At 41.1% G+C, this 16322-nt stretch carries 15 protein-coding genes, 1 pseudogene and 1 riboswitch; of the genes and pseudogenes, 6 read left to right on the top strand and 10 right to left on the bottom strand.

The window, feature by feature from the left end:
- Positions 1–558 (bottom strand): TetR/AcrR family transcriptional regulator, encoded by a 558-nt coding sequence (locus tag ACLNCW_RS05935; RefSeq protein ID WP_000004131.1) that lies wholly within the window; start codon positions 556–558, stop codon positions 1–3.
- Between the two features lie 124 nt (positions 559–682).
- Here ACLNCW_RS05935 and ACLNCW_RS05930 point away from each other — a divergent pair, with 124 nt between their 5' ends.
- From ACLNCW_RS05930 to ACLNCW_RS05920, 3 genes are read left to right on the top strand one after another with little or no spacing between them, the layout of a single operon-like run.
- The gene (locus ACLNCW_RS05930; RefSeq protein ID WP_424845540.1) at positions 683–1528 is read left to right on the top strand and encodes a DegV family protein; all 846 of its coding nucleotides are present in this window, start codon (positions 683–685) and stop codon (positions 1526–1528) included.
- 58 nt (positions 1529–1586) lie between these two features.
- A complete protein-coding gene (locus ACLNCW_RS05925; RefSeq protein ID WP_424845538.1) occupies positions 1587–2759 on the top strand; it encodes an NAD(P)/FAD-dependent oxidoreductase in 1173 nt (390 codons plus the stop codon).
- A gap of 48 nt (positions 2760–2807) precedes the next feature.
- Positions 2808–3329 carry a DUF1697 domain-containing protein gene (locus ACLNCW_RS05920; protein ID WP_261071223.1) on the top strand — a complete coding sequence of 174 codons (522 nt, stop codon included), beginning with the start codon at positions 2808–2810 and terminating at the stop codon, positions 3327–3329.
- 41 nt (positions 3330–3370) lie between these two features.
- On the opposite strand, the gene ACLNCW_RS05915 is transcribed toward ACLNCW_RS05920, so the two are convergent.
- Positions 3371–4111 (bottom strand): MerR family transcriptional regulator, encoded by a 741-nt coding sequence (locus ACLNCW_RS05915; protein ID WP_033685220.1) that lies wholly within the window; start codon positions 4109–4111, stop codon positions 3371–3373.
- Between the two features lie 340 nt (positions 4112–4451).
- Here ACLNCW_RS05915 and ACLNCW_RS05910 point away from each other — a divergent pair, with 340 nt between their 5' ends.
- A complete protein-coding gene (locus ACLNCW_RS05910; protein ID WP_424845535.1) occupies positions 4452–5792 on the top strand; it encodes a sodium-dependent transporter in 1341 nt (446 codons plus the stop codon).
- A gap of 39 nt (positions 5793–5831) precedes the next feature.
- Here the strand turns inward: ACLNCW_RS05910 and manA are convergent, their stop codons facing one another.
- The 3 genes and pseudogenes from manA to ACLNCW_RS05895 form a co-directional block, all read right to left on the bottom strand.
- A complete protein-coding gene (manA, locus tag ACLNCW_RS05905; protein ID WP_424845533.1) occupies positions 5832–6776 on the bottom strand; it encodes a mannose-6-phosphate isomerase, class I in 945 nt (314 codons plus the stop codon).
- A 120-nt stretch (positions 6777–6896) separates the two neighbouring features.
- Positions 6897–8336, bottom strand: a pseudogene (locus ACLNCW_RS05900) (6-phospho-beta-glucosidase).
- A gap of 208 nt (positions 8337–8544) precedes the next feature.
- The gene (locus ACLNCW_RS05895; protein WP_001291472.1) at positions 8545–8805 is read right to left on the bottom strand and encodes a SemiSWEET family transporter; all 261 of its coding nucleotides are present in this window, start codon (positions 8803–8805) and stop codon (positions 8545–8547) included.
- A gap of 326 nt (positions 8806–9131) precedes the next feature.
- On the opposite strand from ACLNCW_RS05895, the gene ACLNCW_RS05890 reads away from it, so the two are divergent.
- Positions 9132–9476 carry a lipopolysaccharide assembly protein LapA domain-containing protein gene (locus ACLNCW_RS05890; RefSeq protein ID WP_000913393.1) on the top strand — a complete coding sequence of 115 codons (345 nt, stop codon included), beginning with the start codon at positions 9132–9134 and terminating at the stop codon, positions 9474–9476.
- A gap of 165 nt (positions 9477–9641) precedes the next feature.
- Here the strand turns inward: ACLNCW_RS05890 and ACLNCW_RS05885 are convergent, their stop codons facing one another.
- The 5 genes from ACLNCW_RS05885 to ACLNCW_RS05865 all read right to left on the bottom strand — a co-directional run bounded on the left by ACLNCW_RS05885 (position 9642) and on the right by ACLNCW_RS05865 (position 15066).
- Entirely contained in the window at positions 9642–9989 is a 348-nt protein-coding gene (locus ACLNCW_RS05885; protein ID WP_001052638.1) for a VOC family protein, read from the bottom strand.
- Positions 9990–10047: 58 nt separating this feature from the next.
- Positions 10048–11823, bottom strand: coding sequence for a pyruvate oxidase (gene spxB, locus ACLNCW_RS05880; protein WP_023943150.1), 1776 nt, complete (start codon positions 11821–11823; stop codon positions 10048–10050).
- A 212-nt stretch (positions 11824–12035) separates the two neighbouring features.
- Positions 12036–14279: a heavy metal translocating P-type ATPase gene (locus ACLNCW_RS05875; RefSeq protein ID WP_261024386.1), complete on the bottom strand. Its 2244-nt coding sequence runs from the start codon at positions 14277–14279 to the stop codon at positions 12036–12038.
- 9 nt (positions 14280–14288) lie between these two features.
- On the bottom strand, positions 14289–14660 hold the full coding sequence (locus tag ACLNCW_RS05870) for a cupredoxin domain-containing protein (protein ID WP_049546478.1): 372 nt from the start codon (positions 14658–14660) through the stop codon (positions 14289–14291).
- 10 nt (positions 14661–14670) lie between these two features.
- Complete coding sequence (locus ACLNCW_RS05865) at positions 14671–15066, bottom strand: CopY/TcrY family copper transport repressor (RefSeq protein ID WP_020903487.1); 396 nt, start codon at positions 15064–15066, stop codon at positions 14671–14673.
- Between the two features lie 183 nt (positions 15067–15249).
- Positions 15250–15347, top strand: a riboswitch (TPP riboswitch).
- An 83-nt stretch (positions 15348–15430) separates the two neighbouring features.
- On the opposite strand from ACLNCW_RS05865, the gene thiD reads away from it, so the two are divergent.
- Positions 15431–16222, top strand: coding sequence for a bifunctional hydroxymethylpyrimidine kinase/phosphomethylpyrimidine kinase (gene thiD / locus ACLNCW_RS05860; protein WP_049546479.1), 792 nt, complete (start codon positions 15431–15433; stop codon positions 16220–16222).
- Positions 16223–16322: the final 100 nt, after the last annotated feature.

The following is a 16322-nucleotide window of genomic DNA, read 5'->3' as shown; positions in this document are numbered from 1 at the left end:
CTATTTTTTAAAAAATGGTAAACCTAAATCTGCAATCTTTTCAGCTGGTACCTTCATGCCATCCTTGATCCATTTTAGAAGGACAGAAACGATGGCCGAGCTCCAAAAGGAATGAAGATAAGAGCTGACACCTTTTGATTTCCCATGGTATTTTTCTAAAAATTCCTGCATGGCTTGGACAAAGATTTTTTCCAGATGGTAATCCAAGGCCAATTGAATCACTCTGGCTTCCTTTCTGGCCTCCCGGAAAAGATGAACCCAGACCAGATAAAGATCTGTCTTTAAATCATAATGGTGCAGTTGTTCCATGATGTTGTGGACACTCCGTTTAAAGACACTCTCTAAAATTTCCTCTTTGGAATCATAATTACGGTAAAAGGCTGCACGAGAAACGCCTGCACGTTTGACCAATTCAGAAATACTAATCTTGGTCAAGTCCTTTTTTTCCAAGAGTTGCAAGAGGGCTGTTTCGATGGCTTCTCTAGTTAATAAATTGGATTCTTGGTTTGATTTTCTGAGATTTTCAAGAGACTTTTCAGAGATTCTACGTTCAGACATAACATTTTCTTTCTACTTGTCACAACAGACGGATGAGGCTTTTGTTTCAAGGGCTTTCATGATATAATTGTAAAAAAAGACAGAACCTTTGTCAATGTATAACTGACAAAGATGGAGAATTTCTATGACTTGGAAGATTATTGCTGACTCTGGTTGTGATTATCGTCAGCTGGCAAGACCAGCTATTGACACGACCTTTGTAAGTGTCCCCTTAACCATTCAAGTAGCTGATCAGGTCTTTGTTGATGATGCCAGTCTTGACATTGACCAAATGATGGAAACCATGTATGCAACTGCAGAAGCTTCAAAATCAGCTTGTCCAAGCCCAGATGATTATTTGCGAGCATTTGAAGGAGCCAAAAACATTTTCCTAGTAACCATCACTGGTACTCTTTCTGGAAGCCACAATAGTGCTCAACTAGCAAAGAATATTTATCTAGAAGACCATCCTGACACTAAGATTCATGTAATTGATAGTTTGTCTGCTGGTGGAGAAGTTGACTTGCTCGTAGAAAAATTAAATGATTTGATTGACCAAGGCTTATCTTTTGAAGAAGTGGTTGAAGCTATCACTGCCTATCAAGAAAAAACCAAGTTACTTTTTGTCCTAGCTAAAGTCGATAACTTGGTGAAAAATGGCCGTTTGAGCAAGCTTATCGGTACAGTCGTTGGCCTTCTCAACATCCGTATGGTCGGAGAAGCTAGTGAAACTGGAACCCTTGAATTGCTACAAAAAGCAAGAGGAGCAAAGAAATCGATTCAGGCAGCATATGAAGAGTTAGTGAAAGCAGGATATGCTGGTGGTCGTATTGTCATGGCTCAACGCAATAACGAGAAATGTTGCCAACAGCTTTCAGACCGAATCCGTGAAAATTTCCCACAGGCGAATATTAAAATTCTCCCAACATCTGGTCTCTGCAGTTTCTATGCAGAAGATGGTGGTTTGCTGATGGGATATGAAATTGATTAATTGCATTCTTGACAAGAGGTGACCATCATCTCTTGTTTTTTTGTGGTACAATAGAGCTATGAAACATTTTGATACTATTGTCATCGGTGGAGGTCCTGCTGGTATGATGGCTACGATTTCCAGTAGCTTTTATGGACAGAAAACCCTCCTCATCGAAAAAAATCGGAAACTTGGAAAAAAATTAGCTGGTACTGGTGGGGGACGTTGCAATGTAACCAACAACGGAACTCTAGATGACCTACTAGCTGGCATCCCTGGAAATGGGCGCTTTCTCTACAGTGTCTTCTCCCAATTTGATAACCATGATATCATTAATTTTTTTACAGAAAATGGTGTTAAACTTAAGGTCGAAGACCACGGACGCGTCTTTCCTGCTAGTGACAAGTCTCGGACCATTATCGAGGCCTTGGAAAAGAAAATCACTGAACTCGGTGGTCGAGTTGCTACTAAAACGGAGATTGTTTCGGTTAAAAAGATAGACGACCAGTTTGTCCTTAAGTCCGCAGACCAAACCTTCACTTGTGATAAACTGATTGTCACAACTGGTGGAAAATCCTATCCTTCCACTGGTTCGACTGGTTTTGGACATGAGATTGCCCGTCATTTTAAACACACCATTACCGAACTTGAGGCTGCTGAAAGTCCATTATTGACGGATTTTCCACACAAAGCACTTCAGGGGATTTCACTAGACGATGTGACCTTAAGCTATGGAAAACATGTCATCACGCACGATCTGCTTTTTACCCACTTTGGTTTGTCTGGCCCTGCTGCTCTGCGTATGTCTAGCTTTGTCAAGGGTGGGGAGGTTCTCTCACTGGATGTTTTCCCTCAACTTTCTGAGAAGGACTTGGCTGCATTCCTAGAAGAAAATCGTGAAAAATCCTTGAAAAACGCTTTAAAAACTTTGCTTCCAGAACGCTTGGCAGAATTTTTTGTGCAAGGCTATCCAGAAAAAGTCAAACAACTGACTGAAAAGGAACGCGAACAACTTCTCCAGTCTATCAAAGTACTCAAAATCCCTGTGACCGGAAAAATGTCCCTTGCCAAGTCCTTTGTTACCAAAGGGGGCGTCAGTCTCAAGGAAATCAATCCCAAAACTCTAGAAAGTAAGCTGGTGCCTGGACTCCACTTTGCTGGCGAGGTACTAGATATCAATGCCCACACGGGTGGCTTTAACATCACTTCTGCCCTCTGCACTGGTTGGGTGGCGGGATCAAACCCAATCTAAATCTGAATTATTTAATGGCTAAATCAGCCCCAAAAGAAAGGAAGTCCTTTGGAACATATTATCTTGTTAAGGGGAGTTACACCTAATGGAAAAAATGCTATCCCTAAAATGTCTTATCTAGTAGATATCTTAACAGAAGCCGGTTTTCAACAAGTTCGAACCTATATTCAAAGTGGTAATATCATTCTTGAAAGTAACTTAGCCTTAGAAAAAATACGAGAACAGGTTCATACTCTAATAAAGAAAAAGATTGGAGCCGATCTCAAAATAATCATTAAGAATAAGGATATTTTTAAAAACATTGTCCAAGAAAACCCTTTTGGAGAACACTATCTTTATGACCGTATACACGTGATTTTTTATCAAGAATCTATTCAAAGTCTCCCTTTAGAAAAATTGAAAATTGATTACGGTGAAGAAGAAATTTGTATCGGTAACCATTGTCTTTACCTCTATCTCCCTAGAACTGCAAAACGAAAAAAGCTCAGTACCAACTATCTTGAAAAGCTTTTTAATGTAGATTTGACCATGCGAAAACTAAATGTAGTAGAAAAATTATTAAGCAAGTAGTGCTTGAATTTAGTAAAAATCGGAAGAATGCTCCTCCGATTTTATTTTGTCTGAGTTTGGACATAATAGGCAATCACATCTGATGTGTACTGGGCTGTTCCAGGTCCAAATTTGTCAATGTTTTCCTTAAATTCTGGGTTGTAGACGTAGCCTTTACCGATATAACCAAATACCTCAATAGAGCAGTCAAATCCATAAGTACGGATGGCTTGCAAGAGTTTAGCGGCTTCTTCTTGATTTTCGGTTGCTGTTACAGGTAGACCAGCTTGAAGATTTTGTGACAAGGCTCGAAAGACTTGATTGAAGGCAGCCGTAGCTTCGTCTTCGTGACCTTTTTGGCGCTCCAGCGCTTGGTCCATCACATCTTGTCCATACTTCTCTACCGCCTCTTGGTGGTATTTTTGATGGTCTTGATAGTTAAATCCTGCGAATTTCTCTTGAATGCTCATTTCTCTTTCTCCTTTTTGTTCTTGAATGGTTTTTTGCAAGGTGGAAATCAAGGTATCCAGATGTTGCCTTTCTCGAGTCAAATAGTCCAACTGTCTAGTCAAGTGAGGCAATAAATCTGATTTATCTTCCTTTAACAGCTCTGCTATTTTTTCTAAAGAAAAACCTAGATATTTGTAGTAAAGAATGACCTGAAGGCGTTCCAAATCCTCCTGACTGTAGGTTCGATAACCGTTTTCTAACTTTAAAGGAACTAAGAGTCCTATCTTGTCGTAGTGATGCAGGGTCTTGACAGAGACACCCGAAAGCTGGGCAGCTTCTTTTATATGGTACATGATTTCCTCCTTATACTCAATGAAAATCAAAGAGCAAACTAGGAAGCTAGCCGCAGGCTGTACTTGAGTACGGTAAGGCGACGCTGACGTGGTTTGAATTTGATTTTCGAAGAGTATTACATTGATAGTATAACCCCTCCCCCTAGGTCAGAGTCAAGCGTTTTTGCGAAATTTTTTACTTTATCATAACATGAAAATGGTTTTCTTGACAGACCTTAGAAAACATGATAGGATAGTCAAGTCTATCAATCAAAAGAAAGGCTCATTTTGAGTACTGATGAGGCTATTTGCCAAGGGCAGTAGCTTTTTCTTTTGTAATACTAATTTTAGGAGTTTAACTATGTCTGAAAAATCGCAATGGGGTTCTAAACTGGGCTTTATCCTAGCATCTGCTGGTTCAGCCATCGGACTTGGTGCCGTTTGGAAATTCCCCTACATGACCGCTGCTAATGGTGGAGGAGGCTTTTTACTTGTCTTTCTCATTTCCACTATTTTAATTGGTTTCCCCCTTTTGCTGGCTGAATTTGCTCTCGGCCGAAGTGCTGGTGTCTCAGCAATCAAAACCTTTGGAAAACTCGGCAAGAATAGCAAGTACAACTTTATCGGTTGGATTGGTGCCTTCGCCCTCTTTATCCTCTTATCTTTCTACAGTGTTATTGGAGGATGGATTTTAGTCTATCTAGGCATTGAGTTTGGAAAATTGTTCCAACTTAGCGGAACTGGTGATTATGCTCAATTATTTACTTCAATCATTTCAAATCCAGCCATTGCCCTAGGAGCTCAAGCGGCCTTTATCTTATTGAATATCTTTATTGTATCACGTGGGGTTCAAAAAGGGATTGAAAGAGCATCGAAAGTCATGATGCCCCTGCTCTTTATCATCTTTGTCGTCATCATCGGTCGTTCTCTCAGTTTGCCAAATGCCATGGAAGGGGTTCTTTACTTCCTCAAACCAGACTTTTCAAAACTGACCAGTGCTGGTCTCCTCTATGCTCTGGGACAATCTTTCTTTGCCCTTTCACTAGGGGTTACAGCCATGCTGACATATGCTTCTTATTTGGATAAGAAAACCAATCTAGTCCAGTCAGGAATTTCTATCGTAGCAATGAACATCTCGGTGTCCATCATGGCAGGTCTAGCCATTTTCCCTGCTATGTCAGCCTTCAACATCCAATCTGAAGGTGGACCAAGCCTGCTCTTTATCGTCTTGCCTCAACTCTTTGACAAGATGCCTTTTGGAACCATTTTCTACATCCTCTTCCTCTTCCTCTTCCTCTTTGCGACAGTCACTTCTTCTGTCGTTATGCTGGAAATCAATGTGGGTAATATCACCAATCAGGACAACAGTAAGCGTGCTAAATGGAGTGCTATTTTAGGAATCTTGACCTTTGTCTTTGGAATTCCTTCAGCCCTATCTTACGGTGTCATGGCGGATGTTCACATCTTTGGGAAGACCTTCTTTGGCGCTATGGACTTCTTGGTTTCCAATCTCCTCATGCCATTTGGAGCTCTCTGCCTTTCACTTTTTACAGGCTATATCTTTAAGAAGGCTCTTGCTATGGAGGAACTCCATCTCGATGAAACAGTATGGAAACAAGGACTTTTCCAAGTCTGGCTCTTCCTTCTTCGTTTCGTCATTCCAATCATCATCATCGTGGTTTTTATCGCCCAATTTATGTAATCAAAAAGGACTTGAGTATGAACTCAGGCCCTTTCTTTTTTATGGATGACTAACAATCAATTCCAAACCTTGCCCTTCCAGAGTCCAAGTTTCAACATCACTTGGTAGGATAAAGTGGCTACCTTTTTGGATTGGATAGTTTTTTCCGTCAACAGTAAGCTGACCTTGACCAGCTAAGACACTAAATAAGCTGTAGTCAGCTGTCTTTTCGAAGTCAACTTTTCCAGTAATTTCCCACTTGTAAACTGCAAAGAAATCATTGGATACAAGGAGAGTGGAACGTAAATCATCTGCTTTGATAGTTACAGGACGGCTATTGGCAGGCTCGCCAATATTCAAGACATCGATAGATTTTTCAAGGTGAAGTTCACGCAAGTTGCCATTATCATCCTTACGGTCAAAGTCATAGACACGGTAAGTGGTATCGCTAGATTGCTGAGTTTCAAGAATCAAAATTCCTGCTCCGATAGCGTGCATGGTGCCACTTGGTACATAGAAGAAATCTCCAGCCTTTACAGGAACTTTTGTCAACAAGGCATCCCAGTTCTTGTCCTCGATTTGCTGGCGGAGTTCTTCTTTTGACTTGGCATTGTGACCATAGATAATTTCTGAACCTTCATCCGCTGCGATAATGTACCAGCATTCTGTTTTTCCAAGTTCACCTTCATGCTCTAGTCCATAGGCATCGTCTGGGTGAACTTGGACACTGAGCCAGTCGTTGGCATCCAGAATCTTAGTCAAAAGTGGAAATACAGGCTCAGGACGATTGCCAAACAATTCACGATGTTCCGCATACAAAGTAGCGAGGTCTGTTCCCTGGTAGCGTCCATTGGCAACTTTAGAGACTCCATTTGGATGGGCTGAGATGGCCCAATATTCTCCGATTTTTTCACTTGGGATGTCGTAACCAAACTCATCACGTAGCTTGGTTCCACCCCAGATTTTTTCTTGCATAACTGATTGTAAAAATAATGGTTCTGACATGTCGATCTCCTGTCTGATTTTTCTCCCCTCATTATAGCAAAAAGCTCCATCTAATTGAACTCTTTTTCACATATTATAAAGTAGGGAGAAGATTTTATAAAAATAGTGAACAAATGTGCTCTACTCAATGCTTGCACCATTGCTGGCAATGACATCCTTGTACCAGTAGAAGGATTTCTTCTTGCTACGTTTGAGGCTTCCATGACCAGCATTATCTCGATCTACATAGATAAAGCCATAGCGCTTGTTCATTTCGCCTGTTCCAGCTGAAACCAGATCGATACAGCCCCAAGTCGTATAACCAAGCAAGTCAACGCCATCTTGGTAAATGGCATCTCGCATAGCTTTGATATGAGCCTCTAAGTAAGCAATCCGATAGTCATCTGCTACATAACCATTTTCATCCGGAGTATCCATAGCACCGAGACCGTTTTCTACGATAAACATAGGCTTTTGGTAACGATCCCAGATGGCATTGAGGGTGATGCGAAGACCAAGTGGATCAATCTGCCACCCCCATTCTGAGGATTCTAGATAGGGATTTTTGAGGGAGGCAAAGACATTTCCAGCAGTTAATTCTTTAACTGCTGGATCACCTGAGGCTACTCGACTTGCATAGTAAGAGAAGGAAACAAAGTCAACAGTATTGTTCTTCAACAAGTCCAGATCCTCTGCCGTCATATGAATCTCAATCCCCTCACGCTCCCATTGCTTCTTGGCATAATTTGGGTATTCCCCACGCGCTTGAACATCAATGAAGAAGTAACTCTTGCGGTCTTCCTCCATGGCTGCCCAGTAGTCTCTCGGATGGGCTGTGTTAGGATAGTATTGCCCTGCTGCCAACATACATCCCACCTTGTTTTCTGGGTCAATTTCGTGGGCAATCTTAGTCGCCATGGCTGAAGCCACCAACTCATGGTGAGCCGCTTGGTATTTAACCTGTTCTTGATTTTCACCTTCTTCAAAACAGAGTCCAGCTCCCATAAAGGGTGCATGGAGAATCATGTTGATTTCATTGAAGGTTAGTCAGAATTTGACCAAGCCCTTATAGCGGGTAAAGAGTGTGCGACAAAGTTTTTCATAGAAGTCTAACATCCGACGATTGCGCCAACCACCGTACTCTGTAATCAAGTGCATAGGACAGTCGAAATGAGTGATAGTCACCAGAGGTTGGATACCATACTTGTGGCACTCCTTAAATAAATCCTCATAAAAGGCTAGACCAGCTTCATTTGGCACTGTTTCGTCGCCCTTAGGAAAAATCCGAGTCCAAGCAATGGATAGACGATAAGTCTTAAAGCCCATTTCCGCAAAAAGGGCAATATCTTCCTTGTAATGATGGTACATATCAATAGCTTGCTTGGCTGGGTAAAAATAGCCCTCCTCAAACGAAAACATCTTTTTCTGACCTGTGATAATGGCTTCACGATCTGGACCGATGGGGACGACATCCACATTCGCCAATCCACGACCTTCTAAATTATAAGCACCCTCACACTGGTTGGCAGCTGTCGCTCCGCCCCACAAGAAACCATCCGGAAAAGTCAGTTTTTCGGTCATAACTCTACTCACTTTCTTATTTGCTTGTTCATTTACTTATATTATAACTTATTCTGTAAACCTTTTCTTATAAAATACTGTGACATACTGATACTATTCTACTATTTAAGTTTATCAGATTGTTTTTTAAAAAATTATCCTCTAGAAAAAGTAAATAGCCTCCCCTGAAACAAAAAAGAAGACTGAAAACTAGTCTCCTCTGTTCCTTTTAAATCAAAGCTGTAATAACCGTCACTAGGCCAAAAATAATACCTGGTGCATTAGCTGCTGCAAGGGGGATATCTCTTTCTTTTTTGAAAAGACCGTAGTAAACCCAGAGACTACAGTTGATGGCAGCAACCAAGGGCTGGATGAAATTTCCTTTTTGACCAGCCAGATTGTTCATGATTTGTGGGAAGTAAGACACATACATCATAACAGACATAAAGGTCGCTACCCAACCTAAAATTTTCATTTGTTTTTCAGACATTTTCAAAACCTCTTTCATTTTTACTGAATCTTATTTTAAAATATTCTTTCAAAACAATCAAGTCTTTAAAACTTTTGTTATAAAGATATAAACTATCACAATCTTGTTATAAGAAAGAGGGAACAGAAAAAAGACCGAATTGCTCCGTTCTGTTTACTCAATCAAATATTAGAAAATGAATACTCCTTTTCAATGAATCGATTGATTGATGGTAAATAAGCCGTTAGAAATTATTGACAGTATCGAAATTTTCTAGTAAAATGAATTTTGTTAATACCTAAATGGTGTGTAGTTTTCTATCAACATAGTCAGGAGAAAAGGAACTTATGCTAAAAAAATTTAATGAATTGTCACTGAAAGATAAGGCTTATCTAATTGGCGGTTTGAGCTTATTAGTCATTGTGATCTCATTTGGTCTACTCAATCGTCAAACAGTAACTGTCAGTCTTGTCTTTACACAACTATCTGCTCCCTTGATTTTGGTGATTTTTACTTGTCTAGTAATCGGGATCATTGCTGGTAGTGCTATTGGTATTAGCTATCACCATAACAAGACTCAAGATCTGAGAAGCCGCATTGCTGAAGCAGAAGCGACTATCAATATAAAAGACAGGGAGCTTGTCCAGTACGAGGAACAGGTGCAACAATTAAAACAGGAAGCCAAACAATAAGTGTAGAAATCATAACCACCCGTGAAAACGGGTGGTTTTTTGTCTCGCACCTAACGGAGCGAGACGGACTGAAAGTCGCATAAATACAAAAAAGATCGAATTGCTCCGATCTTTTTAAGTTTCACTCCAAGAATGTTTAGATAAAAAATTTGATAATAGAATTACCTACTTCATACGATAAAAATCAATCACTAGACCAGCAGGCCCTTTAACTAATAAGGACTCTGTTCCCCAATCGGTTACAGTTGGTCCGTTTAAAACCTGGATACCAAGTTCTTTCAACCGTTGGTAATTCTGGTCTACATCCTCAACCTCGATATGAAGAATGATTCCTGACTGAAAATCTTCCAAAGGAATCAAATGATTTTGGGACAACATCAGACAGTGACTGCCAATCGTAAACTGAGCAAAACTGTCATCAACATAATCGGGCTTTTTATCCAAAATACGCTCCAAGTCAGCACAGACTTGGGGAACATCTGAAACGATAATATCTAATTGATTTAAATTCATTTACTATCCTCCATAAAAAGACCGGATTGCTCCGATCTTTTTAAGTTCCACGAAGGAATTATTTAATTGCGCGTGATTGCAATCCTTCTTCTTCCAAGAAGAGGCGGAATGGTACGAGTTCTTCTGCTTCGTATTTTTCCTTGAAGTCTTTGATTGCTTCTTCTGAGTGAAGTTTTGGATCCAATTCAAGTACTTCTACTGGAAGTGGACGGTGTGGAGTGATGCGAGCATCGATCACAACAGTTTTACCTTCTTTGTTGAGTTTAACAGCTTCTGCAACAACTGCATCGATGTCTTCGATACGGTCAACTGTAAATCCTACAGCACCTTGAGCTTCAGCGATTTTCGCATAGTCAGCATTAGGGAAGTCACAACCAAACAAGTGTTTGTTTGTGTCTTCGTATTTGTCCTTGATGAAGGCATATTTACCATTTGAGAAGACAACGTTGATAACTGGAAGGTCGTATTGAACGTTTGTGATAACGTCTGGGTAGCACATGTTGAATGCACCGTCACCCATGATGTTCCATACTTGGCGATCTGGATTGTCTTTCTTAGCAGCAATACCACCAGGAAGGGCAATACCCATTGTCGCAAAGAGTGGAGATGTACGCCACATGTTCTTAGGTGTCATGTGAAGGTGACGAGTAGATGTTTGAGTAGTGTCACCTACGTCGATTGAATAGATAGCGTCTTGATCAGCATGTTTGTTGATTGCATTGTAAACTTGGTACAATTGCAATTCACCCTCAGTTTTACCTTCGAGTTTGTTCATGTAATCGCGCCAGTTTTGGTTATTCTTAACGTTTGCACGCCACCATGGAGTAGATTCAACTGGATTCACTTTGTCAAGGATTGCTTTCGCTGCTTGACCTGCATCACCAAGGATTGAAGCGTCTAGGGCATGACGTTTACCAAGTTTGTAAGGGTCGATATCGACTTGGATGAATTTTTCAGTATTCTTGAATGCTTCGTAAACTTCAGCAAATGGGAAGTTTGAACCAAGGAAAAGAACTGTGTCTGCTTCAAAGACCACTTCGTTGGCTGGTTTCCAACCAACACGGTAAGCAGAACCAGTCAAACCTTCATAGTTCCATTCGAAAGCTTCAAAGTTTTTACCAGTTGTGATGATTGGTGCTTTGATTTTACGTGACAATTCAGTGATTACTTCACCAGCTTTAACACCACCGTAACCAGCATAGATAACTGGACGTTCAGCATTGTTCAAGATTTCAACAGCTTTGTCGATTTCAACTTCGTTCAAAGCAGGAGCGATGAATGAACGCTCGTATGAACCTGATCCATAGTATGAGTTTTCGTCGATTTCTTGGAAACCGAAGTTTACTGGGATTTCAACAACAGCTGGACCTTTTTTAGAAACTGCAGCACGGCAAGCTTCGTCAATAACTTTTGGCAATTGCTCAGCGTAAGCTACACGTTTGTTATATACAGCGATACCGTTGTACATTGGGTTTTGGTTCAATTCTTGGAAAGCATCCATGTTGAGTTCGTTAACTGGACGTGATCCAAGGATTGCTAGGAATGGAGTGTTATCCATAGCTGCATCGTAAACACCGTTAATCAAGTGAGTCGCACCTGGACCACCTGAACCAACTGCAACCCCGATTGAGCCGCCGAATTTAGCTTGCATAACCGCTGCAAGAGCACCTGTTTCTTCATGGCGAACTTGCAAGAAGCGGATATCTTTGTCTTCAGCCAAAGCGTCCATCAATGAGCTGAGTGTTCCTGATGGGATACCGTAGATTGTGTCTACGCCCCATGTTTTCAATACATTAAGCATTGCTGCAGATGCAGTAATTTTCCCTTGAGTCATAATGATAACTCTCCTTCAAATATTTTTAAATCTACTAAAAAAGGTTTCATATAGTTTTTGAAAACGTTTCAGTAAATTTTTACAATACTAATTTATCACATTTATTTTGACTTTACTAAGAATCTGCTCAGAAGTTTTTATTCTCTATTACAGTACAGTTTGAAAACGTTTTTAGTTTCTGTTTTATAATAAAAAAGCGAGCAAGCCCGCTTTTAGTCTATTTTACTAAAGTTTAGTAAGAGTGAACTAGTCAGAACGGATACAGAACTAAAGGCCATAGCTAGACCTGCCAGTTCTGGATTGAGGGCCAGTCCAACACCAGAAAAGACTCCTGCTGCAATCGGAATTCCGGCGACATTGTAGATAAAGGCCCAGAAAAGATTGAGCAGAATTCGATTAAAGGTTTTCTTACTCATGTCAAAAGCACGAACCACTCCTAGGAGGTTATTAGTTGTCAACACCAAATCTGCTGACTCGATGGCAATATCTGTTCCAGCTCCCATAGCAATCCCCACATCTGCTACACTAAGGGCAGGAGCGTCATTGATACCATCCCCAACAAAGGCTACTTTGCCAGACGCTTGTAGTTTATGGATTTCATGAGCTTTTTCCTCTGGCAAGACACCTGCAATGACCTCTTCGATTCCGATCTGATCGGCAATGGCACGCGCCACACCAGCATTATCTCCTGTCAGCATGACTGTTTTAAGACCTCGTTTTTTCAACTGACTGATGGCAAGCTTGGCATTTTCCTTAGGAATATCTTGCAGAGCAAGCAAGCCTTTGATTTCATTGTCCACAGCCAAGAAAACAACTGTCTTAGCTTCTTTTTCTAGTTCTTCTAGTTTTTCTTGATAAGTTCTAGAAATATCCATGCCATCCAGCATTTTAGCATTTCCAAGCAAAACTTGTTTTCCATTGATTTGCCCTGAGACACCTTTCCCGTGCAAGGCTTGGAAATTTTCAACAGTTTGAAACTCAAGTCCAGCTTCACTCGCTCGTTTCACAACGGCTTCAGCCAGTGGGTGTTGAGAAGCTTCTTCCAAGGAAGCTGCCAATCCAAGCACTTCTACTTCGTCTCCAATGATATCTGTGACCACAGGTTTCCCTTCAGTCAAAGTCCCGGTCTTATCAAAAACAATAGTTTGGACTTTCTGGATTTCCTGTAGAACCGTTCCATTTTTGAGGAGAACTCCCATCTTGGCACTGCGACCTGTCCCCACCATAAGGGCTGTCGGTGTTGCAAGTCCCAATGCACAAGGGCAGGCGATAATCAAAACCGCCACTCCGTAGAGAAGAGAGGACACAAAGCTAGCTCCAAGCACGACCACACTATCCCTGAGCAAGACGAACCAAACCCAAAAGGTCACAATCCCTAAAATGACAACTGCTGGGACAAAAATTCCTGAAATCTTATCCGTCAAGTCCTGAATCGGCGCACGACTGGTTTGAGCTTTCTTCACAAAATCCACAATCTGAGCCAAAACAGTCTCTGAACCAACTTTTTCTGCTCTAAAAACAAGTGTTCCACTATTATTGATGGTTGAACCAATGACGGTATCTCCAACTGTCTTGTCCACAGGCAGACTCTCACCTGTCACCATAGACTCATCAATACTAGAGATACCTTCTACTACGACACCATCAACCGCAATCTTTTCACCGGGACGCACTCGAATCAGGTCACCTACCTTGACTTGCTCCAAAGGGACTTGAACATAGTTATCCTCACGCAAGACTTCTGCAGTTTTAGCCTGCAAGTCAAGTAATTTCTCCACAGCTTGGGAAGTATTTTTCCGCATTTTCTCCTCAAAAACGGCTCCCATAAGAACGAAGAAGAAGATAAAGGCAGCACTTTCAAAGTAAACGGGGAGACCAGCGAAGAGGGCAACTAAGCTATAGAAATAGGCCACTAGGGTTCCCAGAGCAACCAAGGTATCCATGTTGGCATTGTGCTTTTTAAAACTAGCCCAAGCACTTTGGATATAAGGACCACCTGCTACTAGCATAATCGGTGTTGTGGCTAAAAAGGTTCCCCAACGCATGACTTGGTGACTAATTCCTCCTGTCGACATCCCAATCATGAGGATCACAAGAGGCACAGTAAAGATACTAGTAATCCAAAAACGCTGTAAAAGTGATAGAGATTTTCGAGTCTTCTCAACAACTGTATAACTTCCCTTTTGCATCTTCATACCACAAGAAAATTCATGTTGACCTAATTCTTGAGGTGTAAAACGAATGACTTTCTCTTCGTCTACGCCGATTGGTTCTAAGATGCCTTCTTCTTCAAAAAGAATTTCCTTATAACAGTTTGAAGGAGTAGTACGATGAAAGGTAATCTCAGCTGGAATCCCTTTTTGAAGCTGTATATGAGCTGGATGGTAGCCTTTGTCTGCCGTGATACGGATTTTTTGAACACCATTTTCAAGACTTGCTTTTACAATTTCAGTCATATCATTCTCCTATTCTACAATCATCTTACCGTGCATCATATTCATGCCACAAGAGAAACCATACTCTCCAGCCTGCTCAGGCGTGATTTCCACTATATACTCTTCCCCCATAGGCAGGTCCGCATGTACACCAAAATCTGGAAAAACAATTTGGTCCAGACAGGGTGAAGGGTCCTTGCGGTCAAAGACAATGCGGGCTGGCACTGATTTCTTGAGGATAATCAACTCAGGCGTATAGCCACCCATGACCTCCACTCGAATCTCTTGGTAGCCGTTTTTTTGCTGGGCTTTTTGTCCAGATTTTTCAGGCTTTTTGAAAAACCAAAACAAGATAAAGGCGATAAGGGTAATACAAACAATGGTTACAATACTATTTAACATGACGTCTCCTTTACATACAATTACATTTTACTTCTGTTACAGCGCTTGACTTCTTCTCAGAAATCACAGCTTCCAAGTCTTCCAAGTCAGCCTGAGTAAAATCACATTCAGCAATCAAATCAGCCAGCAAGTTCTTAATCCTACGGGAACAAACCTTGTCTTTGATATCTTGGACAAGTAAATCCCGACTTTGGTCCAAAGTTAAAAGTGCTGAATAAACAAAAGACTTGCCTTCTTTTTTCCGAGTCAAACACTCTTTCTCAACCAAACGAGCCAAAAGAGTTTGAATGGTTGACTTGGACCAGTCGAACCGCTCCGCCAGAACCCTGATCAAATCCATACTGGTCTGCTCTCCTTGCATCCAAATAATCTTCATGACCTGCCATTCTGCATCTGAAATCTGCATAATCACACCTCCTAAATCTACATTTGTCGATTACAATTGTTAGTATACTCCTAAAATCTACATTTGTCAACTATGAAATTAATCTTTTCTTTGAAAATTTGAATTTTAACCATTTGATAAAGGATTTTCAGTCAAATCTTACTATATAAACTATAAAAATATGCTATACTAAAGAAAAAAGAAAACAACCACTAGGGGTGCGTAAAGCTGAGATTAACAACTGTTAGACCCTTTGACTCAATCTAGGTAATGCTAGCTGATGGAAGTGGAAATGATAATGTGGACTAGCAGTCTTCTATTACCTTTCTAAAACGGACCAGCTTGTTCTTAAGAATACAAACTCCAGTTGGTTGGGAGGTTTTAGATGACTTATTTACCCGTTGCTTTGACCATTGCAGGGACTGACCCTAGTGGCGGTGCTGGCATTATGGCTGATTTAAAGTCATTCCAAGCTAGAGATGTCTATGGAATGGCCGTTGTGACCAGTCTTGTCGCTCAAAATACCAGAGGCGTTCAATTGATCGAGCACGTTTCTCCTCAAATGTTGAAATCCCAATTGGAGAGTGTCTTTTCGGATATCAAGCCTCAGGCTGTAAAAACTGGCATGTTGGCGACTACTGAAATTATGGAAATCATCCAGCCCTATCTTAAAGAGCTGGATTGTCCCTATGTTCTTGACCCTGTTATGGTCGCTACTAGTGGAGACACTCTGATTGATACCAGTGCCAGAACTTACCTAAAAACAAACCTACTTCCCCTTGCAACCATTATCACTCCGAATCTTCCTGAGGCAGAAGAGATTGTTGGTTTTTCAATCCATGATCCTGAAGACATGCAGCGTGCTGGTCGCCTGATTTTAAAAGAATTTGGTCCTCAGTCTGTTGTTATTAAAGGTGGGCATCTCGAAGGCGGTGCCAAAGATTTCCTCTTTACCAAGGAGGAGCAATTTGTCTGGGAAAGTCCACGAATTCAAACCTGTCATACACATGGTACTGGATGTACCTTTGCTGCAGTGATTACTGCTGAACTAGCCAAGGGGAAAACCCTCTATCAAGCAGTCGATAAAGCCAAGGCCTTTATCACGAAAGCCATCCAAGATGCCCCTCAACTCGGTCATGGTTCTGGCCCAGTCAACCATACAAGCTTTAAAGATTAAAAAAACTCTCTAGTTCCCACTTTAAGGGAATTAGAGAGTTTTTATACTCTTCGAAAATCTCTTCAAACGACGTTAGCTTTATCTGCAACCTGTGACTAGC

The organism is Streptococcus sp. CL6.22, assembly GCF_049738055.1.
In the GTDB taxonomy this organism is placed as follows: domain Bacteria; phylum Bacillota; class Bacilli; order Lactobacillales; family Streptococcaceae; genus Streptococcus; species Streptococcus mitis_DJ.
Note: the sequence above shows the minus strand (reverse complement) of the source record. Positions and strands in the feature narration are given on the sequence as shown.

Coding starts and splice junctions, on each gene's coding strand:
- ACLNCW_RS05890 (WP_000913393.1), top strand. CDS start 9,132: ATGCTAAAAAAATTTAATGAATTGTCACTGAAAGATAAGGCTTATCTA.
- ACLNCW_RS05910 (WP_424845535.1), top strand. CDS start 4,452: ATGTCTGAAAAATCGCAATGGGGTTCTAAACTGGGCTTTATCCTAGCA.
- thiD (WP_049546479.1), top strand. CDS start 15,431: ATGACTTATTTACCCGTTGCTTTGACCATTGCAGGGACTGACCCTAGT.
- manA (WP_424845533.1), bottom strand. CDS start 6,776: ATGTCAGAACCATTATTTTTACAATCAGTTATGCAAGAAAAAATCTGG.
- ACLNCW_RS05865 (WP_020903487.1), bottom strand. CDS start 15,066: ATGCAGATTTCAGATGCAGAATGGCAGGTCATGAAGATTATTTGGATG.
- ACLNCW_RS05895 (WP_001291472.1), bottom strand. CDS start 8,805: ATGTCTGAAAAACAAATGAAAATTTTAGGTTGGGTAGCGACCTTTATG.
- ACLNCW_RS05915 (WP_033685220.1), bottom strand. CDS start 4,111: ATGTACCATATAAAAGAAGCTGCCCAGCTTTCGGGTGTCTCTGTCAAG.
- spxB (WP_023943150.1), bottom strand. CDS start 11,823: ATGACTCAAGGGAAAATTACTGCATCTGCAGCAATGCTTAATGTATTG.
- ACLNCW_RS05925 (WP_424845538.1), top strand. CDS start 1,587: ATGAAACATTTTGATACTATTGTCATCGGTGGAGGTCCTGCTGGTATG.
- ACLNCW_RS05930 (WP_424845540.1), top strand. CDS start 683: ATGACTTGGAAGATTATTGCTGACTCTGGTTGTGATTATCGTCAGCTG.
- ACLNCW_RS05870 (WP_049546478.1), bottom strand. CDS start 14,660: ATGTTAAATAGTATTGTAACCATTGTTTGTATTACCCTTATCGCCTTT.
- ACLNCW_RS05935 (WP_000004131.1), bottom strand. CDS start 558: ATGTCTGAACGTAGAATCTCTGAAAAGTCTCTTGAAAATCTCAGAAAA.
- ACLNCW_RS05885 (WP_001052638.1), bottom strand. CDS start 9,989: ATGAATTTAAATCAATTAGATATTATCGTTTCAGATGTTCCCCAAGTC.
- ACLNCW_RS05875 (WP_261024386.1), bottom strand. CDS start 14,279: ATGACTGAAATTGTAAAAGCAAGTCTTGAAAATGGTGTTCAAAAAATC.